18 protein-coding genes are annotated in these 21,950 nt (G+C 61.4%); 12 read left to right on the top strand and 6 right to left on the bottom strand.

Annotated elements, in window-relative coordinates; all coding sequences use genetic code 11:
• Window positions 1–10: 10 nt before the first annotated feature.
• From asnB to ACHQGU_RS10520, 3 genes are read right to left on the bottom strand one after another with little or no spacing between them, the layout of a single operon-like run.
• Window positions 11–1,783, bottom strand: a complete 1,773-nt coding sequence (gene asnB / locus ACHQGU_RS10530; RefSeq protein WP_395496422.1) for an asparagine synthase (glutamine-hydrolyzing) — start codon at window positions 1,781–1,783, stop codon at window positions 11–13.
• On the bottom strand, window positions 1,783–2,835 hold the full coding sequence (locus tag ACHQGU_RS10525) for a glycosyltransferase (RefSeq protein ID WP_395494991.1): 1,053 nt from the start codon (window positions 2,833–2,835) through the stop codon (window positions 1,783–1,785). Before ACHQGU_RS10525 ends, asnB begins: the two co-directional genes overlap by 1 nt.
• Complete coding sequence (locus ACHQGU_RS10520) at window positions 2,832–3,740, bottom strand: glycosyltransferase family 9 protein (protein ID WP_395494990.1); 909 nt, start codon at window positions 3,738–3,740, stop codon at window positions 2,832–2,834. The genes ACHQGU_RS10525 and ACHQGU_RS10520 overlap by 4 nt, the downstream gene beginning before the upstream one ends.
• 201 nt (window positions 3,741–3,941) lie before the next feature.
• Between ACHQGU_RS10520 and ACHQGU_RS10515 the strand changes: the two genes are divergently transcribed.
• The 4 genes from ACHQGU_RS10515 to der all read left to right on the top strand — a co-directional run bounded on the left by ACHQGU_RS10515 (window position 3,942) and on the right by der (window position 8,010).
• Window positions 3,942–4,334 (top strand): hypothetical protein, encoded by a 393-nt coding sequence (locus ACHQGU_RS10515; RefSeq protein WP_395494989.1) that lies wholly within the window; start codon window positions 3,942–3,944, stop codon window positions 4,332–4,334.
• Window positions 4,335–4,457: 123 nt separating this feature from the next.
• Entirely contained in the window at window positions 4,458–5,150 is a 693-nt protein-coding gene (locus tag ACHQGU_RS10510; RefSeq protein ID WP_043550558.1) for a tetratricopeptide repeat protein, read from the top strand.
• 6 nt (window positions 5,151–5,156) lie between these two features.
• Entirely contained in the window at window positions 5,157–6,554 is a 1,398-nt protein-coding gene (locus tag ACHQGU_RS10505) for a PQQ-binding-like beta-propeller repeat protein (protein ID WP_062141915.1), read from the top strand.
• The gene (gene der, locus ACHQGU_RS10500) at window positions 6,547–8,010 is read left to right on the top strand and encodes a ribosome biogenesis GTPase Der (RefSeq protein ID WP_395494988.1); all 1,464 of its coding nucleotides are present in this window, start codon (window positions 6,547–6,549) and stop codon (window positions 8,008–8,010) included. The genes ACHQGU_RS10505 and der overlap by 8 nt, the downstream gene beginning before the upstream one ends.
• A gap of 53 nt (window positions 8,011–8,063) precedes the next feature.
• Here the strand turns inward: der and ACHQGU_RS10495 are convergent, their stop codons facing one another.
• A complete protein-coding gene (locus ACHQGU_RS10495; protein WP_062141916.1) occupies window positions 8,064–9,407 on the bottom strand; it encodes a gluconate:H+ symporter in 1,344 nt (447 codons plus the stop codon).
• A 313-nt stretch (window positions 9,408–9,720) separates the two neighbouring features.
• Here ACHQGU_RS10495 and ACHQGU_RS10490 point away from each other — a divergent pair, with 313 nt between their 5' ends.
• Entirely contained in the window at window positions 9,721–11,118 is a 1,398-nt protein-coding gene (locus ACHQGU_RS10490; protein WP_395494987.1) for an MFS transporter, read from the top strand.
• Window positions 11,119–11,182: 64 nt separating this feature from the next.
• Here the strand turns inward: ACHQGU_RS10490 and ACHQGU_RS10485 are convergent, their stop codons facing one another.
• Both ACHQGU_RS10485 and ACHQGU_RS10480 read right to left on the bottom strand, forming a co-directional pair.
• The gene (locus tag ACHQGU_RS10485; RefSeq protein ID WP_215753894.1) at window positions 11,183–12,610 is read right to left on the bottom strand and encodes a glutamate--cysteine ligase; all 1,428 of its coding nucleotides are present in this window, start codon (window positions 12,608–12,610) and stop codon (window positions 11,183–11,185) included.
• Window positions 12,611–12,682: 72 nt separating this feature from the next.
• The gene (locus ACHQGU_RS10480) at window positions 12,683–13,441 is read right to left on the bottom strand and encodes a 16S rRNA (uracil(1498)-N(3))-methyltransferase (protein ID WP_395494986.1); all 759 of its coding nucleotides are present in this window, start codon (window positions 13,439–13,441) and stop codon (window positions 12,683–12,685) included.
• A gap of 177 nt (window positions 13,442–13,618) precedes the next feature.
• Here ACHQGU_RS10480 and ubiA point away from each other — a divergent pair, with 177 nt between their 5' ends.
• The 7 genes from ubiA (at window position 13,619) to ACHQGU_RS10445 (ending at window position 21,900) form a co-directional block, all read left to right on the top strand.
• On the top strand, window positions 13,619–14,536 hold the full coding sequence (gene ubiA, locus ACHQGU_RS10475; RefSeq protein WP_062272913.1) for a 4-hydroxybenzoate octaprenyltransferase: 918 nt from the start codon (window positions 13,619–13,621) through the stop codon (window positions 14,534–14,536).
• A 175-nt stretch (window positions 14,537–14,711) separates the two neighbouring features.
• Complete coding sequence (gene mbfA / locus ACHQGU_RS10470) at window positions 14,712–15,668, top strand: iron exporter MbfA (RefSeq protein ID WP_395494985.1); 957 nt, start codon at window positions 14,712–14,714, stop codon at window positions 15,666–15,668.
• A gap of 204 nt (window positions 15,669–15,872) precedes the next feature.
• Complete coding sequence (locus tag ACHQGU_RS10465; protein ID WP_395496421.1) at window positions 15,873–16,463, top strand: outer membrane lipoprotein carrier protein LolA; 591 nt, start codon at window positions 15,873–15,875, stop codon at window positions 16,461–16,463.
• Between the two features lie 102 nt (window positions 16,464–16,565).
• Window positions 16,566–17,945 carry a replication-associated recombination protein A gene (locus tag ACHQGU_RS10460; RefSeq protein ID WP_395494984.1) on the top strand — a complete coding sequence of 460 codons (1,380 nt, stop codon included), beginning with the start codon at window positions 16,566–16,568 and terminating at the stop codon, window positions 17,943–17,945.
• A 10-nt stretch (window positions 17,946–17,955) separates the two neighbouring features.
• Window positions 17,956–18,939: an RluA family pseudouridine synthase gene (locus ACHQGU_RS10455; RefSeq protein WP_395494983.1), complete on the top strand. Its 984-nt coding sequence runs from the start codon at window positions 17,956–17,958 to the stop codon at window positions 18,937–18,939.
• A 31-nt stretch (window positions 18,940–18,970) separates the two neighbouring features.
• Window positions 18,971–21,151 (top strand): AsmA family protein, encoded by a 2,181-nt coding sequence (locus ACHQGU_RS10450; protein WP_395494982.1) that lies wholly within the window; start codon window positions 18,971–18,973, stop codon window positions 21,149–21,151.
• A complete protein-coding gene (locus ACHQGU_RS10445; protein WP_395494981.1) occupies window positions 21,148–21,900 on the top strand; it encodes an ATP12 family chaperone protein in 753 nt (250 codons plus the stop codon). Before ACHQGU_RS10450 ends, ACHQGU_RS10445 begins: the two co-directional genes overlap by 4 nt.
• The last annotated feature ends 50 nt before the right edge of the window (window positions 21,901–21,950 follow it).

Here is a 21,950-nt window from a genome sequence, read left to right as displayed (position 1 = left end):
GGTGCAGACCTCAAGAGGACTGGTTGAGTGTTTCAAAAACGTCACCCGCCGGGGCAAGCCCGCGGATATGTGTCCGGTGCCATAAGGCATAGAACAGTAACGTCCAGGCAGCAGGGCCGGTTTTACGGCCAGCCGCAGCCTGAAAGAGTGCGCGTACCCGTTCGGGTTTGGCAATTTCCTGAATGCACTCCTGTTGTGCAACCAGTTGCCCCAGTCGCGCACCGTCTGCTGCAATCCATGCGCCAATGGGCACGGTAAAGCCCCGCTTGGGGGCAAAGGGGCGGGCTGCCGGGCAGTGCTGTTCCAGCCAGCGGCGCAGCAGCCATTTGCCCTTGTCTCCACGCACGCGCAGGCTATCCGGCAGGCGCCATGCCAGATCGGCCACCACCGGGTCCAGCAGGGGCGTGCGTCCTTCCAGCCCATGTGCCATCAGGCAGCGGTCCAGCTTGAGCAGCAGATCATTGGGCAGCCATTCGGCAATATCAACGGCCTGTGCGGCGGAAAGGCGGGTTGGGGCAGAGGGCGCAGCCATTTCGGCTGCCATAATACCATCGCGCCAGCGGGTCGGGCGGTTGCGGAGGATGTCCAGACTGTCAAACATGCCGTGTCGCCACATGCGGCGGCCACCCTGCCACCACGGGCGCATGGCGGAGCGATACCGGCCATAGCCTGCAAAGAGTTCGTCACCGCCCTCACCAGACAGGATCACGCGGACATCTTTTGTGGCTTCCTGCGCCAGAAACCACGTGGGGATAATGGCGTAATCGGCGGCTGGATCATCCATGCAGGCCACAATGGCGGGCAGATGTTGCCAGACTTTATTGGCGGTAATGTGTACGGTCTGGTGCTCGGCCTGTGCGCCACGGGCAAGGGCTGCTGCGGCTTCCGCTTCATTCGCGGCATTGGGCGCATCAAAAACGGCAGTCCAGGTGCGCAGTTTTTCAGGGCGCGGCAGGCGATTCATGGCCGTCAGCAGGCTGGCGCTGTCGATGCCGCCAGATAGAAACAGGCCGAACGGTACGTCAGCGCGTTCATGCGCCTGCACGCTGTTCATCAGCGCCTCATCCAGTTGCGCCAGCGCGGTTTCTTTTGTCAGGGGGGACTGGGCTTTGGGCTGAAACGGCAGGGGCGACAGGCGCTGGCGGTCCAGAATACGGCCCTGCACAATGCGCACGGTCTCACCGGGCAGCACGCGGGAAATGCCTTTGAAAATGGTCTCCCGGCCGGTGGTGAACTGAAGTTGCAGCAGTTCATCCCGCGCGGTGGAGGAGGCTGTGCGGGGCGCGAGATTTGCCGCCAGTAATACAGCGGGTTCCGATGCAAAGGCGACACCGCCGTCAAACTCCGTGAAATAGAGCGGCTTTATGCCAAACGGGTCACGGGAGAGCAGCAGCTCATCCTGTGCGCTGTCATACAGTGCAATGGCATACATGCCGCGCAGGTGGCGGGGGAAATCTGCACCGTGGCGTTCCCACAGCCGGAGAGGGGATTCGCAATCACTGCCGGTCCTGAAGTGTTCCGGGCCGATCTGCGCACGAATCTCCGGGTCATTATAAATCTCGCCATTGGCGATCAGCGTGCCAGACCCGGCGGAAAGAGGCTGGTCTCCACCAGCAATATCAATAATGGACAGGCGAGTATGGATGAGGTCAGCGTGCGGAAAGCGGGCAAAATGCGCGCCATCCGGGCCGCGATGCTGCAGGGCGGCGGCCATGCGGTCCAGCACATCCTGCCCGCAGGGCAGTGTGCCGCGTGTGTAAACCAGACCGCCAATGCCGCACATCAGGCTTTCTCCACGGTGGAGAGAAAGTCCGACCACGCTTTCAGCACAGGTGCTGTTGCAAATGTCTGCTCATAATCCGCCCGGCCTGCGGCTGCGAGTTTGCTGGCCCGCACCGGGTCTTCCAGCACGGCGGCAAGTTGGCGGGCGAGGGTGCGGTCATCTTCCACAGGGGCCAGCAGGCCGTTTTCTCCGGAGCGGATCAGCTCTGTCGGACCCTGAGACGCTGCCGCGACGACCGGCTTTTGGGCCGAGAAGCCTTCAATCACCACATTGCCCAGCGGTTCATGCCGGGAGGGGCAGACGAGTGCTGTGCAGGCGCGAATCAGGCCGCCCGGGTGCGTCGCCCAGCCGGGCATCAGCACGCGGCCTGCCACACCTTCCTTGCGGGCAAGATCTTCCAGCGCGGCGCGTTCCGGGCCTTCACCCGCAATGACGAGCCAGACACCCGGTAAATGCGCCATGGCGCGGATGAGTACATCAAACGCCTTGTTGGTGTGCAGGCGGCCTAATGCCAGCAGGAAGGGTGCGCCGGGGGGCAGGCCCGCTGGGCGGACCGGCGCGGTATTGGCCAGTTCCGTTGCAAAATTGGGGAGGTAATGCACGCGGTCCTGGGGCCAGCCCTGTTCCCGCATCCAGCGCACCAGCCCGTGCGTATTGCCGATAAGGTGCGAGCAGCGGCGGTAATAGGAGAGGTCATAAAACCCGCCGAGGCGGCCCGCCAGAATCCAGTCCCCTTGCGGGGTGAAGCGGGCAGCCCGGTTCATCCACGCGACGGTAACGCGCGGGGCAAACTGTTTGAGCTGTGTGCGGAGCTGCGGGCGGGTGCGCCAGTCTGTCAGGCCACCAAATTTGAGTTCACAGGGTTTGACGCCGCCTGCCTGAAGCCGGGCTGCGCGCGCAGCGTCACGCCGGATGACGGGCAGAACGGAAAGGCCGGACGCAGCCTGCGCGATGCAAAGCCGCTCAAAAAACAATTCCGCCCCGCCGGTGGGCGCGCCCGCCATGACGTGCGCAACGCGAAGCGGGGCAGCGGTGGGGGAATGCGCAGTCATGATTGGGTCTCCGCCAGCAGGGTGGACGCGGCCTGAACAACAACAGCCAGAGATAGTCCGGCAATAGGTGCGTCTCCCTCCGGACCGGGAGCGGCAACCCATGTGGCACAGCGCCCGGAGGGGGCATATTCCGAGGCACGGGAGGGGCCAAACAGCCCCAGAGTGGGTGTGCCCGCAGCGGCAGCCAGATGCATCAGGCCGGAATCGTTCCCGATAAACAGACTGCACCGGGCCAGCATTGCAGCAACCTGCGTCAGAGAGAAGCGGCCTCCGGCATCAATGGCGTTAGGCAAGGCTTCCAGCACGGGGAGGGCGAGGGCACGTTCCTGTTCTCCGGGGCCGTAGAAAATAGCCGGTCGGGCTGCGGGGTATTGGCGGGACAGTTCGGCCCAAAGCGGCAGATAACGCTCAGTTGGCCAGATTTTCCCGGTCCAGTTGGCTGTGGGGCCAAGGGCGATGATCGGCCCGGCATCCGAGGGAGTGATCTGGCTGGCGAGTGTCTTATCTGCCTCGGAGAGCCACACGGTCGGCATCGGCGGCGGGGAAAGGCGGAGCAACTGGCCAAGATGGTTCAGCCGCAGGCCGGGGCGGCGGCCCCCGCGCATAATCAGCCGTTTGCGGGTGCGCAGGAAAAATGTGGTGGCCGAGCCGCGCAGGTCAATTGCCAGATCCCACTTCTGGCCGATGCAGGCTTTCCACAAATCCAGCCAGTGCCGGTCATGCGTACGTTTGGTCATGACGATCACGCGCTCGAGTCCGGGCAGATTCTCAAATAATCCGGCCGCCACAGGCCCGCAGGCAATGGTGAAGCGCGCATTCGGATAAGTACGGATGAGGTGGGCCAGAAGGCCGGTCGAAAGCACGGCATCGCCAAGCCGTGTGGCCGTGATGAAGAGAATGCGCATTTGATGGATTCTATACGGGCCTCGTCCTGTTTTTCCAAGTGTCAGAAGGAGATAGCCTCATTATGCCGTATTCTGGCCCACAAGCGGGTCCACAAGGGCTGGGGATGGACATTTGCACGGCCTGTGTCATGAACCGCAGGTATTCCGACAGCCGCCCGAAGGTTCGGGCAGGACACGTCGTGCAGGACAGGGAAATTGGGAATGAGGAAAGGTTTTTTTCTGGTTTTGGGTGGTCTGCTGGCTGGCGCTGCCCTGGCAGACTCCGGGGCCGCTCAGGCAGCAACCGGCGCATGGGGTGCCCCTGCATGTGGGGCAGAGCCCACGGCACCGTCTGTCGATGTGTCTTCCGTTGAGCGTTACAATGCCAGCGTGGACAAGGTGACGGCGTATGAAAAGGCCGCCCGGGCGTACAATACCTGCGTGGCACGTGCGGCGAACAAGGAAGAGACAGCCATCAGTAATGAAGCGCGTGATAAAATCGCGCATATTCATGAAGGCAGCGCTGTGGTGCAGAAGCGGATTGCCGGGAATTTTGTGCATCTGACAGCCTCCCTGAAAGCGGCCAGCGCAAAATTCGGCGGTGGAGCGCACTAAAGCGCTTCCTTCTGCCGCGTAGGATAAGGGGTGTCTTTCTCGCAGGTGACTTGTATGATGTGTGTGCATAGGGCAGAAGTGCCGATTACACACGCATCATAGTCAGAACGGGACCAGCCAGACGTGGCAGAAGATGTTTTCAAGGAAGTTGATGACGAATTGAAGGCTGAACGCCTGCGTCAGACGGCTCGCCGTTATGCCGGATTGGGGCTGGGGGTGATTGCCGCCGTCGTGATTGGGGCTGGCGCGTGGTCCTGGCACCTGTCCAGCCTGAAGTCTGCCTCTCTTGCGGCAACCGGGTCTTATCTGACGGCCCTGCGCGAGACAGATCACCTTCCGCCTGCTCCCGCAACACCGACCCCGCTTGGCGAAACCGCTCAGACCGGGCTGGCAGCCCTGCAGAAGCTTGTGGCCACCGGGCCGAAAGGCGTTGCAACTCTTGCGCGCCTGCAGGAAGGCGGCGTGCAGGCTGCGCATGGTGACGTGAAAGCAGCACTTGCGGCATGGGATGCCGTGCAGACGGACCAGAGCGCAGACCCGGTTCTGCGAGATCTGGCGACGCTTCTGTGGTGCCAGAAACAGCTTGATGCGGGAGACCCGGCAACGCTGCGGTCCCGCCTTTCCCTGCTGACCGGGAGCGGTAAGGCATGGAATGGTCTGGCGACAGAAGCTCTGGCGACGCTGGATATTCGTGAAGGGCATCTGGATGATGCCCGCAAGAAATTTGCCGTGCTCGCCGCGGCGCAGGACGTTCCTTCGGGCGTGCGGAACAGGGCTCAGGCGCTGTCCCAGGCTCTTGATCCGTCGGCAGGGTAAGGCACCATGAGTAACAAAACACGTTCCGGTTTTTTTGGTCGTCCGTCTGTAGCGCGCAGAAAACTGCTGGCCGGGGCTGCCATGATGCCCGTGCTGGCAGGGTGCAGCCTGTTTGATGAAGATGAAAAGCCCATTCTGGCGGGCCACCGCACGAATGTGCTCTCTTCCGGTGCCGGGCTGACGGTTGATAAGGAAGACCATACGGCCATTACCTTGCCGGAAGCGATTTCGGTTTCAGACTGGCCGCTGGTGGGTCGCGTAACGTCGCATGTCGGTAGCAACTACCGGTGGGGCGGCCTGCATCCGCGCTGGACGAAAGATATTGGCGCCGGTATTTCCGAGCCTGACCTGCTGGCATGGGCTGCTCTGGGTGATTTCGGGCGCGGGCTGATCCAGTCTCCGCCTGTGGTGCATAACGGGCGTCTGTTCATCATGGATGCGCGCTGCGTGGTGCGGGCCTTTAGCTGGCCGCATATGTCCCATCTGTGGACCATCAACCCCAAACCGAAAAAGCTCCAGTCCAGCAATGTTGGCGGCGGCATCGGTGTGGACGGGGATACGGTCTATATCGTTGACGGTATCTCGCAGGCGCTGGCCGTTAACGCTGCGACGGGTAAGGTGAAGTGGCGTTCCGACTTTGGGACCCCCGGCCGCTCAGCGCCGACCATTGCGGATGGTCGCGTGTTCTTTGCCACCATTGATGAGCGCCTGTTTGCGCTGGATGCTGCAACCGGTAACCAGTTGTGGTCCTATACGGCGACAGCAGCAGATACGACCGCATTTGGTCAGCCTGCTCCGGCTGTGGTCAATGGTGTTGTGGTCGCTGGCTTTGGCGGGGGCGATCTTGTCGCCTTCCGTGCAGAGAGTGGCGAGGTTGTGTGGAGCGATATGCTCGGCAACGTCGGCAGTCAGGCCAGCACGCTGAACCTTACCTGTGTGCGCGGTCTGCCGGTGGTGGTGGACAGCACGGTTTACGCTGTCAGCATGGCGCAGGTTCTGGCTGCGGTGGATATCCGGACCGGTCGCCGCCTGTGGGAGCGTGCCGTTGGTAGCCAGAACAGTCTGTTGTGTGTGGGTGACTGGCTCTATGTGCTGTCTCAGGATGATCAGCTGGCCTGTATCGACCGCCTCTCTGGCCATGTGCGCTGGATTACGCAGCTCCGTCGCTTTGAACGCGTTGATGTCAGCAAAAATATTGTGACATGGATTGGGCCGGTCATGGCCGGTGGCCAGCTTGTGTGCGTCAGCACCATGCCGGGCAACGGCATTGCGCGCGTCAACCCGACAACCGGCGCTATCATTTCCGTGGATTCCACGGATCAGGTTTCTTTTGTTCCCCCAATTGTTGTTGATGAGCAGCTGCTGATTGTCACCAACGACGGAAAGCTTCGCTCTTATGGCTGATCGCCGGCGGCCCATGCGGCCTGTTGCGCCTGTACCTTCTGCTGATCTCCCTCTGGTCGCCATTGTTGGCCGCCCGAATGTGGGGAAATCAACACTGTTCAACCGCCTTGTCGGTCGCCGTCAGGCGCTGGTGGCGGATACTCCCGGCGTAACGCGTGACCGTAAGGAAGGTCTTGCCCTGCTGCGCGGCCGTACCATCCGTCTGGTGGATACCGCCGGGCTGGAAGAAGCTGCGCCGACCAGCCTGTTTGGCCGTATGCGCGCCTCTTCCGAAAGCGCCGTGCGCGAGGCTGTGCTCGTCCTGTTCTGTATTGATGCCCGTGCGGGGATTACCCCGGCTGATGAGCACTTTGCAGCGTGGGTGCGCAAGCAGGGGCGTCCCGTTCTGCTGGTGGCCAACAAGGCCGAAGGGCGCGGTGGTGCAGCTTCTGCAATGGAAGCCTATTCTCTCGGGCTGGGTGAACCGGTTGCGGTTTCTGCCGAGCATGGGGAAGGCCTGTCCGACCTGATGGGCGAAATTGTCGAACATCTGCCGCCGGAACCGGAAGCAGAGTTTGAGAAAGAAGAGGACGAATTCGAGGCTGATGCGGAGCCACAGGACCCGGACGCGGAAATCGTTCTTCCTGCCCGGCCCGCCGGCCCGATCCGTATCGCCATTGTTGGCCGCCCGAACGCGGGGAAATCAACCCTGCTGAATGCCCTACTGGGTGAAGAGCGGATGATTACCGGCCCGGAACCCGGCCTGACGCGCGATTCTGTGGCGGTGACGCTGCATGATGAAGGCGATGTGTTCGAGGTGGTGGATACCGCCGGTTTGCGTCGTAAAGCGCGGATTGATGAAGCGCTGGAAAAAATGTCGGTCTCAGCCTCCATTGAAGCCCTGAAAATGGCGGAAGTGGCGGTGCTGGTTCTGGACGCCACGCTGGGGGTGCATGAGCAGGATTTGCAGATTGCCCGCCTGATTGAGCGGGAAGGCCGTGCCTGTGTGCTGGCGCTGAACAAATGGGATGCGGTGGAAGACAGAAATGCCACCCGTCAGGCCATTCTGGACCGTCTGAGCATTTCTCTGGCGCAGATGCGCGGTGTGCCGGTGGTGACGTTCTCAGCCCTGACAGGCGCTTCCATCCATCGGCTTCTGCCTGCCGTGCGCGAGGCCTGTGCCGTGTGGAACGCCCGTGTGCCGACCGGTGAGCTGAACCGCTGGTTTGAGGATGCTCTGGAACGTCATGCCGCCCCACTGGTGGAAGGCCGTCGTCTGAAGCTGCGTTACATGACGCAGGTGAAGTCTCGCCCGCCGACGTTCGTGATTTTTGGCACCCGTGCCGAGCAGACCCCGGAAGACTACAAGCGTTATCTGGTGAACGGCCTGCGTGAGACATTTAATCTGCCGGGCGTGCCGATCCGTCTGCAAACGCGGGGCACGAAAAACCCGTATAATACCAAATCCCGGTCATAAGGCTGGTTTGCTCAAAAGGGCCTCATGGAAACATGAGGCCCTTTTCTTTTGCCTTAATGAATGACCCAGGACAGAGGCAGGCAGATCAGCAGGCCGAGGATGGCAATCAGCGTTTCAATCATCGTCCAGCTGCGCAGGGTCTGGGAGAGGTTCATGCCCAGATATTCCTTCATCTGCCAGAACCCGGCATCGTTCATCAGGCTCAGGCCCACGGAACCTGCCCCGGTGACCAGCACCAGCAGTTCGGGCGAGACAGAGTGTGAGGTGGCCAGAATAGGGCCGACAATGCCGGACGCTGTAGTGGTGGCCACGGTGGCCGAGCCGGTGGCGATGCGGACCAGCAATGCCAGCATCCACGCCAGAACCAGCAGGGGGACATGGGCTCCCAGCGCCAGATTTGTGATGGAGGCAGACAGCCCGCTGTCAATCAGCTCCCGCCCAAAGCCGCCGCCTGCGCCAATCAGCAGCATGATGGTGGCTGTAGGCGCAAGGCACTCATTGCTGAAGCGGAGAATGGTCTCGCGGGACAGGCCGCTCAGGCTCCCCATCAGCCAGAAGGACATCAGCGTCGCCACCAGCAGGGCGATGTCCGTATTGCCCAGAAAATGCAGAACCCGATAGGGCAGGGCAGTTGCGGGCCAGAGGAGTTCCGCCAGCGCACCACCCAGCATCAGGACAACCGGCATCAGCAAGGTGGCGCAGGAGAGGGCAAAAGAGGGCAGTTTGTCGTGCTCGATCTGGCCGGTAAACTGGGCTTCCAGCGCTGTTGGGGCCAGCGTGCCAATACGAGGCGCGATGTACCACGTGTAAACCGGCCCGGCGAGCGCTGCGATAGGCGTGCCAATCACAATGCCCCAGAACAGTGTGCGGGCTGTATCCGCATGGTAGGCGGTAATGGCCAGCAAGGTGGCGGGGTGCGGCGGCACCATCGCGTGCGTGACAGAAAGGGCTGCTGCCATCGGGAAAGCCAGCACGGGCAGCGGCAGATTATTCCTGCGGGACAGGATGATGACCAGCGGGATGAGCAGTACAAAGCCGACTTCAAAAAACACCGGCAGCCCGACCAGCAGGCCGATAACCATCATGGCCCAGTTCAGCCGCTTTTTACCGGCAATGCGGGAGATGGTCAGGGCGATCTGATCCGCCCCGCCGGTTTCGGCCAGAATTTTCCCCAGCATGGTGCCCAGTGCGACAACCCCTGCCACGTGCCCCAGCACATGGCCCATGCCGTTTTCAAAAGAGGCAATGGCCTGCTCGGTTGGCATGCCGGTGGCCAGAGCCAGCCCGACAGACACGATAAAGAGCGTGACGAAAGGGTTGAGGCGCGCCACGCCGATCAGGAGCATGAGCAGGACGATGGCGGCGGCTGTCAGGCCAGAGGCGAGTAAGGGCGTCATCTCCTGAGGATGGAGCGGGACGCGGCGCGAATGTCAACCATTTGCTTGGGTTACTGCCGGGGTGCTTTCTGAAAGGAAGAGGGGTGAGAAACCCTAAACCAATCAAGAAAAAGAGATTTTCTTTATTTGTAAAATGAATAAGTAATATTTCAAATGTCAGCACAATCGCGTGTGCGTCTCCGATGGCCGCCTGCGTGATGAAGCTCCTCTAAAGACCGCTGCGGCCTGTTTGGCCTTTCCCTTTAGGGCTCAGGGTGGCACAGAAGCCCCCCGGCGCAAGACGTTACGTATCAGAAAAGGAACGATCAGGCTGATGAATGAACTTGCGCAACCAGCAGGCAGCTCTTCCCAAACAAAAAGCACCGATGGTCTGTTTGGTCCGGCCCGGACATGGGCCATGCTGGCAGTGTCTCTCTCCGTACTGATGGCCTTGCTGGACTATGCCATTGCCAACGTGGCTTTGCCTGACATTGCGCGGGATCTGCATGCGTCCTCCTCAGCGTCAATCTGGGTGGTAAACGCGTATCAGCTGGCTAGCCTTGTTTCTCTGCTCCCTTTGGCTGCGCTGGGGAGTAAGGTTGGGTTTTCCCGCATGTGCCAGTTCGGGATTATCCTGTTCATAGGCTCTTCCGTGCTGTGTGCGATGGCGACAACACTGCCTGCGCTGGCGGCAGCCCGCGTGTTGCAGGGGATTGGCGGGGCGTGCATTCTGAGCGTGAATATTGCGCTGGTCCGCTACATTTATCCGCATGCGGAAATTGGCAAGGGCATTGCGCTGAATGGCGTTGTGGTGGCCATGGGGGTCGCACTTGGGCCAACGGCTGCGGCGGCTATTCTCACAGTGGCGTCCTGGCCCTGGCTGTTCTGGGTGAATTTGCCGCTGGGGGCCGCAGCCCTGTTCATGGCGTTTCGGGCGCTGCCAACCACACCGCGTAGTAAGTCTCGCCCGGATATTACCGGCAGCGTTTTGTGCATGCTGGCCTTTGGCGCGCTGGTGATGGGCGGGGACGGGTTGGCGCATCAGTCCGGCACATTGCTGTCCTGTGTTCTGATTGCCGTCGGGTTGCTCTCCGGCCTGTTGCTTATTCACCGGGAAAGCGGGTTGCCGCAGCCTATTCTGCCGGTTGATATGCTGGCGAAACCGGATTTTGCCATTGCGTTCATGACGGGCTTTTGCGGTTTTGTGGCCTCCAATTTCTACATCATTTCCATGCCGTTTACGCTGCATGATGTGCTGGGGATGAGCCCCGCTGCGACGGGCCTGCTCATTACGCCATGGCCAATCGGCATCATGTCCGCAGCGCCGCTCGTGCGGCGGCTGGCGGATACGATATCTGCCGGGGTGCTTTCATCCATCGGTCTGCTGATGACGGCGACAGGGTTTTTCCTGCTGTGGATGATGCCAGCGCACCCCACTGCCTTTGATATCGTCTGGCGGACATGGCTCGCCGGGTGCGGGTTCGGATTGTTTCAGCCGCCCAATAACCGCGCCATGATGGTCTCGGCGTCCCATGCGCGGGCCGGCGGTGCGAGCGGAATGGTGCAGGTCGCGCGTCAGGCCGGGCAAACGTGCGGGGCAATGGGGGTTGCGGCTTTTTTCTCCCTGTTTGCGCAGGGAGCGGCGCTCAAATGCCTGTTTATGGCTGCCTGTGTGGCGACCTTTGCGGCGCTGCTGAGTTCCAGCCGGTTGCTGGCTGGCAAAAGGGCCTGAGAGAAAACGGTTAAAAAAGGGCTGGCGCGCGGGGAGCGGCCAGCCCGAAAAAATGGAAGCGGGATTAGATCTCGCTTTCACCAAAAATGCGGGTCACATCGCCGCTCCATGCGCCGTAATAGCGCTCCAGCCAGCGTTCGGCCTGCGTGGGGCCCCCAGCGGCCATGGCGGTCAGCGGGGCCAGGTAGGCCCATTCTTCCCGCTCGTTCTCATCCACAAAGCCACGGGCCTGCAGGCCATCCATGGCAATGCCGATAACCTGGGCTGCCAGATCCCGCACCGTGCCCTGGCCCCACGGCGTGTTCAGCGCCTGAGAGGGTACCAGCGAGCGCAGCTTGACGTAATCTTCCCACGGGCGGTCACACACCAGTTCATAGGCGGATTCAAGAGCGGCATCGTCATAAAGCAGGCCGACCCACAGGGCAGACTGGGCGAGCATCATTTCCGCAGAGCCTGCATCCGCCCCGCGCATTTCCAGAAACTGCTTGAGGCGCACATCCGGGAAGGCGGTGGACATGTGGTTTTCAAAATCGGCCAGCGTGGGGGTAACGTCTTCCAGACCGTCCTGACGCTCACCGTTCATCCATGCGCGGAAGGAACGGCCAGAGACATCGCGCATCTTGCCGTCACGCATGATGAAATACATGGGCACATCCAGCACCCATTCTGCATAGCGCTCAAAGCCGAAGTCTTTTTCAAACACGCAGGCAGGCATGCCAGCGCGGGCGTTGTCCGTATCCGTCCAGATGCGGGCGCGGTTGGAAAGATAGTTGTTCGGCTTGCCTTCAAAGAAGGGGGAGTTGGCGAACAGAGCGGTGGCAACCGGCTGCAGGGCGAGGGCGACCTGCATCTTGCGGACCATGTCCTGCTCGGACCCGAAATCCAGATTAACCTGCACGGTGCAGGTGCGCTGCATCATGTCCAGGCCTAGCTTGCCGACCTTGGGCATATAGTTGCGCATGATGGCGTAGCGGGATTTGGGCATCCACGGCAGGTCTTCCCGCGTGGCGGTCGGGTGGAAACCAAGCGGGCTGAACCCTAAGCCCAGCTTGCGGGCCAGCGGGCGCACGGACTCATAATGTCTGTCCAGCTCTTCCGCTGTTTCATGCAGCGTTTGCAGGGGCGCGCCGGAAAGCTCGAACTGCCCGGCGGGCTCCAGAGAAATGCCTGCGCCTTTGGCCTCTTCAATACCCTTCAGGCCGATAATCTTGCCTTCATCCAGAATGGGCTCCCAGTCGTCCGGCTCTACTTCCTGAAAGCCATTCAGCAGGTCTTCAATCCCGGCCGGGCTGTAAGGTGGGGTTGCGTAAGCCGGACGGCCAGCCTGCGGGCTGGAACCGTTGGCGGCAGCTTCCGGCCGTACCCAGCCAAATTTTTCGTGCTCTGTGCCAATGCGCCATGAGTCGCGGGGCTTGCACCCTTTGGCAAAAACCTCAGCCAGCTGAGAAACTGAGCGAACGGGTGTGTCGTCGTGGGCATCGGCGTGAGACATTAGAAATCACTGTTCCTTGAAAAACAGCCCGGCAGCAGGACACGGGCCAGAACGAAGGTAAAGGTATTCTGACTAATCCTGAGCAGAGCGCAAGCCGTCGCCCATAAGCGCCAGTCCTGCGGCAACTGCGGTATCAGCCCGCAAAACCAGCGGCCCCAGAGAAACAGGGGTAATCGCAGGGCGTGCAAGCAGGGCGCGGCATTCCGTATCGGAAAAGCCGCCTTCCGGGCCAATGAGCAGGCCATCTCCCGCACGGACATTCCGCAGGGAGCTGTGGAGGGAAACGCCACGGTCCTCAGCCCGTTCCATGGCTGTAAACAGGCGTGCATCTTCAGGCCATGCGCCCAGAAGGGTGGCGAGCGGGCAGGGTTCGGCAATGGTCGGGATATCCAGCCGCTCACACTGTTCGGAGGCTTCGGCGGCGATGGTCGCCAGCCGTTCCGGGTTGGTGCGGTGGGTATTGGTGCGTTCGGTTATGATGGGCAGGAAGCGCGTGACCCCAAGTTCTGTGCCCATGCGCAGGACCATATCGGTCGCATCGCGCTTGAGCAGGGCGAAAGCCAGAACAAGGTCAGGTTGCGGGCAGGGCGGCCGCAGGCGCTCCGTGAGCGTCAGGCTGCCGCGATCCTTGCGAATCTCGCCCAGACTGGCCAGCCATTCGCCCATTTCTGCATTGAAGACGCGGACAGAATCCCCGGCCTTTTTGCGCATGACCGTGCCCAGATAACGTGCCTGTGCCGGGCTGAGCAGGCAGGACGTGCCAGCTTCCGCCGGACCACCTGCGGCGTCCTGCGGCACAAAAAGACGGGGAAGATGCTCGGGCGAACTCATGGCATTCAGCGATCAGGCAGGTTGAAACGGGAAGGGGAGCGCGGTCCGGTGGATCGTTCTCGCAATGAGTTGGTTGTTTAGGCGGTAATGCCGTTCTGCGCAAAGAGGTTCATGCCAGAGGGGAATTTATGGCATACCCCCGGCACTGCTGTGTTTGGTTAAAGGACCGCCCGTATCGTGTCAGCTTCTTCCGGTCATACCGACATCCGGGTGACGGGCTGGATTGCCCGCCTGCCTCCGGCCCTGCGCCCTTATGCTCTGCTGGCGCGGCTGGACCGGCCTATTGGCACGTGGCTGCTGTTTTTACCGGGCATATGGGGGATTCTGCTGCCGCAGGGCGTGCCTGCTGTGGAGCGGGTGCGGCTGATTGTGCTGTTTGGCATTGGCAGTCTTGTCATGCGGGCTGCGGGCTGCGTGGTGAATGACATGTGGGACCGCGATATTGACCGGCAGGTGGCCCGCACGGCTGGCCGTCCGCTGGCGTCCGGTGCTCTGCGGATGCGGCACGCGGTACTGTTTCTGGCCATTCTGCTGGCGATTGGTCTGTCCATCCTGCTGCAACTGAACGGTCTTTCTCAGATTCTGGGGGCGTCCTCGCTGGTGCTGGTGGCGCTGTATCCGCTGGCCAAGCGGTTTACCTGGTGGCCGCAGCTGGTCATGGGCTTTACCTTCGGGTTTGGCGCGCCGCTGGGTTATGCGGCTGCGGCGGGCCATCTCTCCCTCGCGCAGCTGGCGCTTTATGCGGCAACCATCGTCTGGCAGCTGGGGTTTGATACCATCTATGGCTTTCAGGACATGGAAGATGACGCCCGCATTGGTGTGAAATCCACATCACGCCTCATGGCTGGGCGGGCAAAGGCTTTTATTGGCACCTGTTACGCGCTGATGGTGGTGTTGCTGGCGGTGGCGGCCCTGCTTGCTGGTGTGGGGCTTCTGTTCTGGCCGGTCCTGTTGCTTCCGGTGTTCCTGCTGTGGCGGCAGGTTGTGGGGGTTAATCCGTCGGACCCGGCCTTGTGTCTGGCCCAGTTTCGCGCCAACCGGGAAATCGGTTTTGCAGTAGCACTGGCGCTGCTGGCGGGTCTGGTCGCCTTTTAAAAGCAGCCATTCTCTTTCTGTCGGGACAGTAATGATAAGGGCAGGGTCAGGTTATGATCGTGCCCTTATCTGTTTTTGTAGAAAAGTCGGCGACAGAGTTGCTCTGAAAATGCGAAATATTCTCATTATGTAAGAATAAATTGAGACTTATCCTGAAAATGTATATGCAGGGCAGATGCGTAAATTTACTGCCCTGACTGAACAGGAAATTCTTGCTCTGGCCATTTCCAATGAGGAAGAGGACGGCCGCATCTATGCGGATTTTTCCTATGCCTTGCAGGAAAACTACCCCGACACCGCCAAAATCTTTGCGGACATGGTGCATGAGGAAAATGACCACAGACGGCATTTGATTGATGTCTATGTCCGGCGCTTTGGGGATCATATTCCCCTTATTCGCCGTCAGGACATTGCCGGGTTCATGGCGCGTAAGCCTGCCTGGCAAATTCAGGGACAGGGCATTGAGGTTGTGCGGCGTTATGCGGAAGACATGGAGCGGGATGCAGCCCGCTTTTACCGTCAGGCCGCCCTGCGCACTAATGATGCTGAGACCCGGAAAATGCTGGGGGACCTCGCAACAGCGGAAGACCAGCATGGTCGGGCTGCCAGCGATATGGCCTCCCGCCATCTGACCGATGACAAGCGGGACGATGAGGACGAAAATGCCCGGCGGCGTTTTGTGCTCCAGATTGTCCAGCCCGGTCTGGTGGGGCTGATGGATGGCTCCGTCTCCACGCTCGCCCCGGTGTTTGCCGCAGCGTTTGCCACGCATGACCCACACAGCGCGTTTCTGGTCGGGCTGGCGGCCTCACTGGGGGCGGGGATTTCCATGGGGTTTGCCGAAGCCCTTTCTGATGATGGTGCGTTGTCCGGTCGCGGCAAACCGCTCATCCGCGGGCTGGTGTGCGGGGCCATGACCATGGCTGGTGGTATTGGCCACACCCTGCCGTTCCTGATTGAGTCCTTCAGTGCAGCCATGACGGTGGCCATTGCCGTGGTGGTGATTGAACTGTTCCTGATCTCATGGATCCGCTGGCGCTATCAGGACACGCCTTTTGGCTCGGCTATTGTGCAGATTGTGTTTGGCGGGGCGCTGGTTTTTCTGGCCGGGGTGCTGATCGGCAGTTCCTGAACACGCACCTCTGTTATCCCGCTGCGGCAGGTGGCATACTGCGCCTGCCATAATAAAGGCCCGGGCAAGGTGTTTGCTGGCGGCTTGTGGTCACCAATGGGAATGACAGCGCGTATGACATCACGTTCCGGCAAATTTTCAGCCCTCTGTCTGGCTCTTTCCGTGGGGGGCGGTGTGAGCGCTCTGGCTCCTGTCGCGCCTGCCATGGCGCAGGGGGCGGCTCAGGCTGCTCCGCAGGCCGACGCACCGCAGGGTATTACCCTTTCCGCGTCCGATAAGGTCTGGCTGGGGAAGATTGAAAAAGCCCTCAACAGCGTCACTACCTTTCAGGCGCATATGCAGCAGCTGGATGCGGACGGAAAACGCACGACCGGCGTTGTGCTGATGCAGCGCCCCGGCCAGATGCGGCTGGCGTATGATCCGCCAACGCCGCTTCTGCTGGTGGCTAATCAGGGCAAGGTGGTGTTCCGCGATAACCAGCTTGATCAGACAACCGTTATCCCCATGGAGCGCACACCGCTCGGCCTGTTGCTCCGGCAGCATGTCAGTCTGGAAAATGATGTCACCATTACCGGTTTCCAGCATGAGGGCGGGCTGGTGCAGGTTACGGTCGTGCGCACGTCTTCCCCCGGAGATGGCAGTCTGACGCTGGTGTTTTATGATAACCCGGTGGCGTTGCGCTCATGGAGCGTTGTGGATGCACAGGGGCGCGAAACGCGCGTGACCCTGTTTGATGTGAAGAGCGGGATTAATATTCCTGCTGGCACTTTCACGCTGCCTGCGCAGCCGGAATAAACCAGCGCAGGCGGGCTGCCGGACTTTCTTCTGAGCGCAGAGGTGGCAAAACAGGCACGGCAGCCCGATATCAGGGATAGTATTTCTTCAGGACAGGCAGGTATGGCGGCACGGCGCACAACACCTTCGGACATGGCTCCGGGTGGGGATCTTTTTGGCAATCAGGCTCCGCCACTGGACCGTGAGCCATCCTCTGCGCATCCGGGGCGGCCTGCGCCTAATCAGCCTCTGGCGGACCGGTTGCGACCAAACCGGCTGGAAGATGTAGTCGGGCAGGGGCATCTGCTGGGGCCGGACGGCACGCTGACGCGGATGCTGGAGCGGGGCTCTCTCGCCAGTCTGATTCTCTGGGGCGGCCCAGGTGTGGGCAAAACGACCATTGCCCGCCTGCTGGCGCAGGCGGCGGGGCTGCGGTTTGTGCAGCTTTCCGCTGTGTTCTCCGGTGTGGCAGACCTGAAGAAAGCCTTTGAAAACGCGCGCAGGCAGGCAGAAGCCGGTGGTGGTACGCTGCTGTTTGTGGATGAAATTCATCGCTTTAACCGTGCACAACAGGACGGTTTCCTGCCTGTGGTGGAAGACGGCACCATTGTGCTGGTTGGGGCGACTACGGAAAATCCGTCCTTTGCGCTCAATTCCGCTTTGCTGTCCCGCTGCCAGGTGATGGTGCTGAACCGTCTGGATGACCCGGCGGAAGAGGCCTTGCTGGCGCGGGCAGAGGAAGAAACCGGGCGACCTCTGCCGCTGACGGAAGAAGGGCGCGCCACCCTCCGCGCCATGGCAGACGGCGATGGCCGCTATCTGCTGAACATGGTGGAGCAGCTTCTCAGCCTAAAGACGGAGGTACCGCTGGATGCTCAGGCTCTGGCCCGTCTGCTGGCCAAACGCGCTGTGCTGTATGACCGGGACCGGGAAGAGCATTACAATCTGATTTCCGCCCTGCATAAATCCATGCGCGGGTCTGACCCGGATGCCGCCCTCTACTGGTTTGCGCGCATGCTGGAGGGCGGGGAAGACCCGCGGTACCTTGCACGCCGCATGACGCGCTTTGCCGCGGAAGATGTTGGGATGGCTGACCCGCATGCGCTCCCGCTGGCCATTGCTGCGTGGGAGACGTACGAACGCCTTGGCTCACCGGAGGGGGAACTGGCTCTGGCGCAGCTTGTGGTGCATCTGGCCACAGCGCCTAAATCCAATGGGGTTTATAAAGCTTATGGAGCTGCTCGCCGTGCCGCAAAAGCCACCGGCAGCCTGATGCCGCCTGCGCATATTCTGAACGCGCCCACCAAGCTGATGCAGGAAATCGGCTACGGAAAGGGCTATCAGTATGATCATGATACGGAAGAAGGCTTCTCCGGGCAGAATTATTTTCCCGATGAGATGAAGCGCCAGACCTTCTATAATCCGACCGGAAAAGGCTTTGAGCGGGAGATCCGCCACCGTCTGGAAACATGGGCCCGCTTGCGGGATCGGCGTCAGTCGTGAATATCGTCGCATGAGTGTTGTGATTCTGACTGTCAGCGAGGACGAGGCGGATATTCGCCTTGATCGCTATTTTCGTCGCCATTACCCGCATCTGACGCAAGGGGCGCTGCAAAAGCTGTGCCGTACCGGCCAGATTCGGGTGGATGGTAAACGCGTTGAGGCCTCTACCCGCCTACAGCCGGGCCAGTCCGTGCGCGTGCCGCCCATCCCCATGGCGGCCCGACCGGCAAAGGATGCTCCGCGCCCGCTGGATGAGCGGCTGGTGCGCGAGATCAAGGGCATGGTGCTGTATCAGGACAAACAGGTGATTGTTCTGAACAAACCGGCAGGTCTGCCAGTGCAGGGTGGCCCCGGTATTACCAAACATGTGGACATGATGCTGGATGGCCTGCGGGCCGAGCCGGATGATCCGCGCCCGCGTCTGGTGCATCGGATTGACCGGGATACGTCCGGCCTGCTGCTACTGGCGCGCACGCCCGGTGTGGCGGCCAAGCTGGCGGAAGCCTTCCGTGGGCGGGATGTGAAAAAGACCTACTGGGCCGTTGTGGTGGGCCGTCCTGACCCGATGGCGGGCGAGATTGACCAGCCTCTGGCGCGCCTTGGTGTGGGTGCCAATGCCATTATGGTGGCAGCGGACCGTAAGGACCCGGACGGTCAGTATGCCCGCACGACCTATGAGGTTGTGGATTCGGCAGCCCGCAAATTCTCATGGCTGGCGCTCTCTCCGCTTACGGGGCGGACGCATCAGCTGCGCGTGCATTGTGAATCGCTCGGCACGCCCATTCTGGGTGACCCGAAATATGGTGGCGCCACCGCACATGTGGATGGCTTTACGGACCAGCTACATCTGCATGCCCGGCAACTGGATATGCCGCATCCGGCAGGGGGGCGGCTGACTGTGACTGCCGAACTCCCGCCGCATATGTGTGAGACCTTCCGTGCTCTGGGGTTTGCGCCGGGGGCTACGCCCAAACCGTCTCGTCGCGGCGGATAACAGCGACTTCCGGAACACAGGAGGAAAGCCAATGCGGCTGAAATGGAAGATCGGTCTGGTAGCCGGGGCTGCTGTGCTGCTGGTCGGCGGGGGCAGCGTTGTCTCCGCCATGCAGGATGCAAACTGGCTGCGGGTGCGGCTGGTGGCAGCTGTGGAAGAACAGACAGGCCGCCATCTGACGGTTGATCAGCTGCATGTGTGGCTTCTGCCGTTCCCTTGGGTGGAAGCCCGTGGCGTGCATCTTTCCGGCGTGGAAGAGGCAGACGCAGCAGGAAGCGGGCAGCCCGCGCCGAACATGGTGGACGCAGGGGAAGTCCGTGCCCGCCTCGGGCTGCTGCCGCTGTTTCAGCATCGTATTGTGTTTAATGATGTCAGCATCATTCAGCCTCGCGTGTCTCTACGACGTCTGGCAGATGGTCGGGCGGACTGGGTCTTTACGCCGTCTGTGCGACCGGATACCGGAGGGGGCAGCCCGTCTTCCGGCAAGATGCACTGGGATGTCAGTGTGTCCACTGTGCGCATTTCCAAGGCAGATGTGCAGTGGGAAGATCAGATTCGGCACAAAACTGGCCAGATCAGCTTTGGGCATATTCAGGCAAAAGATCTGGACGGCGCGACTCCCAGCTTTGACGTGCAGGGCGAGAAAGGCAAAGGCCAGTTTGTCCTGACAGGCCAGACAGGCCGCCTGTTGCCGGTGTGCGCCAAAGACTTCCCTGTGCAGTTCAAGCTGGCACTGACAATTGCCGGTCACCCCGCCGGACTGGCGCATCTGGATGGCACGGTCACGGACCCGGATGGCGCACGCGCTTATGCGTTGCAGGTCGGTGGTTCGCTGGGGCAGTTGCGGGATCTGGAGCAGTTCTTCCCACGGGCTGATCTGCCGGACGGACAGAATATTTCCGTTGATGCGCAGATTGCCGGTGCCGGTCAGCAGCCGGTGGCCCAAGGGCTGCATGTGCATACAGGACAGGTTGAGCTTGGGCGCTTTGTGCCCGGTAGCAAGCTGAGCCGCGCCATGCTGGATGCTACGAAGCCTGATGACCCTCTGGCTGTGCAGATTGACGGCCAGCTTGGGGCGCAGGCTCTGGGGCTGCGCGGCACGCTCGGCACACTGGCGCAGATGACGGCCCTCGTACTGGCTCCGGAAAAAACGGAAACGCCTGTGGATCTGACCCTTGTCGATGGGGCGTCCAATCTGAAACTGGCGGGAACGCTGGGCGGGGGGCATTCCTCCGTGGAGGTGCATGGTGTGCTGGACCAGCTCGCACCCGGCGGCACATTCCCGACGGCTGAAAACGTCAAGGTGGACGGCCATGTGGAAACAGCCTCCACGCTGGCATTGGTGAAAGAGCATACGCCGCAGGACGTGGTGCGTGGCCTGACGCTGAACGCCAATGTGGAAACACCGCACGTTGCCTGGCGTGACCTCACATGGACACAGCTCACCAGCCACGTTGTGGTGCAGGGTGGGCGACTGGTGGCGGACCCGGTGCAGGCTGACGGCTCAGGCACCGCGCAGTCCGCCCGGTTTGTTTATGATGCATCCGGTAATGTCCCGGCCTACGAGGTCGCGATGCACCCGGTTGTGCTGCCGGTGTCTGCCGTGCAGGGCTGGATGGGTGCGCCGTCTCTGATGCAGGGGCCGCTGATGCTTGTCGGCACTGTCAGCATGCAGGGCGATGATGATGAAACCCGTCGGCGTACGCTGGCAGGGCATATCGGCGCGTCCGTCGTGGATGGCTCCATTGGGGGCGCGGCGCTCCGTAATCTGCTCGGGCCGGATATTCCGCTGAAAGGCAAAATGCCCGTGCGGTGTTTTGGGACTCACATGCAGATTGCTGATGGGGCCGCGCAGGTTGATCTGCTGGCCATGGAAACGCCGTTCCTCTCCCTGCATGGTCACGGCACGGTTGGGTTGGGGACGCATGCGCTGGATCTGCATCTCTCGCCGCGCGTGCTTCTGGGCGGTGCGTCTGCTGCGTCTGACTTGCGGGTAACGGGCACCTTTGCGGCTCCCGTGCCAAAAATGGAGCCCTCTTATGGCGGGCGCTATGGCCTGAATATTGGCGGGGATGATGGCGGGAATGATAATTGCCCCACGCTGCTCTCTGCTGCGCGGGAAGGGGGCGCTGGTCCCGCGCCGTCTGCTCCCAAAGCCGGAAAAGATGGAAAGGTGATGAACATGTTGCGCGGACTGGGGCTGTTTAAATGAGTGATCTGGAGAAAAAACCAGCCCCTGCCGGCGCGCGTAAACGGTTCTGGAAACAGGCGACGGTTGTGCCGGTGCAGGACGAGGGCTTTGCCGTGCAGTTGGACGGCAGGCCGGTCCGGCTGCCGGAAAAGACCATGCTCTCTGTGTCCTCCCGCGCTCTGGCTGATGCGCTGGCGGCGGAATGGCAGGCGGCTGGCCTGACTGTTGGCGGCCATTTCCGCCCGGAAGATCTGCCGCTGACGCGAATCGCGGGTTCCATGCTGGAACGTATTCCTGGTGCACGGGCCGGTGTGATTGATAGCCTGCTGGCGTATGCGGGCAGTGACCTGCTGTGTTATCGCGAGGCCGGAAATTCCAGACTGGCGCGGCGGCAGCGTGAACTGTGGGGCCCCTGGCTGGACTGGTGTCAGGATACCTTCGGCATGGAGCTGCGCACGACGGAGGGGGTGATGCCGATCACCCAGCCGGACGCCACCATGAAGACGCTGCGCGCCCTGCTCGAGTCTCTTTCCGACGCGGAGCTGGCGGTGCTGGGTGTGGCTGTGCCTGCGCTGGGGAGCCTGTATCTGGGGCTGGCTCTGGTGAAGGGGCAGGGCACGCCGGAAGAGCTGGTGGCCTGTGCCACACTGGATGAGCGCGAACAGATGGCGATCTGGGGTGAGGATACGGACGTGACGGACCGCATTGCCATGCGGCTGCGCGATGTGACGGATGCGGCGCATTTTTTAGAGCTTTTGCACGCGGGCTGAGTCTGCCTGCCACACGAGGCCGTGTTTTGTGTGTTGATCGACACTGACAT

The organism is Acetobacter sp. KSO5, assembly GCF_044094635.1.
Classification (GTDB): Bacteria; Pseudomonadota; Alphaproteobacteria; order Acetobacterales; family Acetobacteraceae; genus Acetobacter; species Acetobacter cerevisiae.
This window is presented reverse-complemented; position numbering and strand designations above follow the sequence as displayed.

Bases quoted from the DNA above. Each gene is read 5' to 3' on its own strand.
- ACHQGU_RS10480 (WP_395494986.1), bottom strand. From the start codon at position 13,441: ATGAGTTCGCCCGAGCATCTTCCCCGTCTTTTTGTGCCGCAGGACGCC.
- ACHQGU_RS10485 (WP_215753894.1), bottom strand. From the start codon at position 12,610: ATGTCTCACGCCGATGCCCACGACGACACACCCGTTCGCTCAGTTTCT.
- ACHQGU_RS10495 (WP_062141916.1), bottom strand. From the start codon at position 9,407: ATGACGCCCTTACTCGCCTCTGGCCTGACAGCCGCCGCCATCGTCCTG.
- ACHQGU_RS10525 (WP_395494991.1), bottom strand. From the start codon at position 2,835: ATGACTGCGCATTCCCCCACCGCTGCCCCGCTTCGCGTTGCGCACGTC.
- ACHQGU_RS10515 (WP_395494989.1), top strand. From the start codon at position 3,942: ATGAGGAAAGGTTTTTTTCTGGTTTTGGGTGGTCTGCTGGCTGGCGCT.
- ACHQGU_RS10505 (WP_062141915.1), top strand. From the start codon at position 5,157: ATGAGTAACAAAACACGTTCCGGTTTTTTTGGTCGTCCGTCTGTAGCG.
- der (WP_395494988.1), top strand. From the start codon at position 6,547: ATGGCTGATCGCCGGCGGCCCATGCGGCCTGTTGCGCCTGTACCTTCT.
- ACHQGU_RS10450 (WP_395494982.1), top strand. From the start codon at position 18,971: ATGCGGCTGAAATGGAAGATCGGTCTGGTAGCCGGGGCTGCTGTGCTG.
- ACHQGU_RS10465 (WP_395496421.1), top strand. From the start codon at position 15,873: ATGGCGCAGGGGGCGGCTCAGGCTGCTCCGCAGGCCGACGCACCGCAG.
- mbfA (WP_395494985.1), top strand. From the start codon at position 14,712: ATGCGTAAATTTACTGCCCTGACTGAACAGGAAATTCTTGCTCTGGCC.
- ACHQGU_RS10460 (WP_395494984.1), top strand. From the start codon at position 16,566: ATGGCGGCACGGCGCACAACACCTTCGGACATGGCTCCGGGTGGGGAT.
- asnB (WP_395496422.1), bottom strand. From the start codon at position 1,783: ATGTGCGGCATTGGCGGTCTGGTTTACACACGCGGCACACTGCCCTGC.
- ACHQGU_RS10490 (WP_395494987.1), top strand. From the start codon at position 9,721: ATGAATGAACTTGCGCAACCAGCAGGCAGCTCTTCCCAAACAAAAAGC.
- ACHQGU_RS10455 (WP_395494983.1), top strand. From the start codon at position 17,956: ATGAGTGTTGTGATTCTGACTGTCAGCGAGGACGAGGCGGATATTCGC.
- ACHQGU_RS10520 (WP_395494990.1), bottom strand. From the start codon at position 3,740: ATGCGCATTCTCTTCATCACGGCCACACGGCTTGGCGATGCCGTGCTT.
- ACHQGU_RS10445 (WP_395494981.1), top strand. From the start codon at position 21,148: ATGAGTGATCTGGAGAAAAAACCAGCCCCTGCCGGCGCGCGTAAACGG.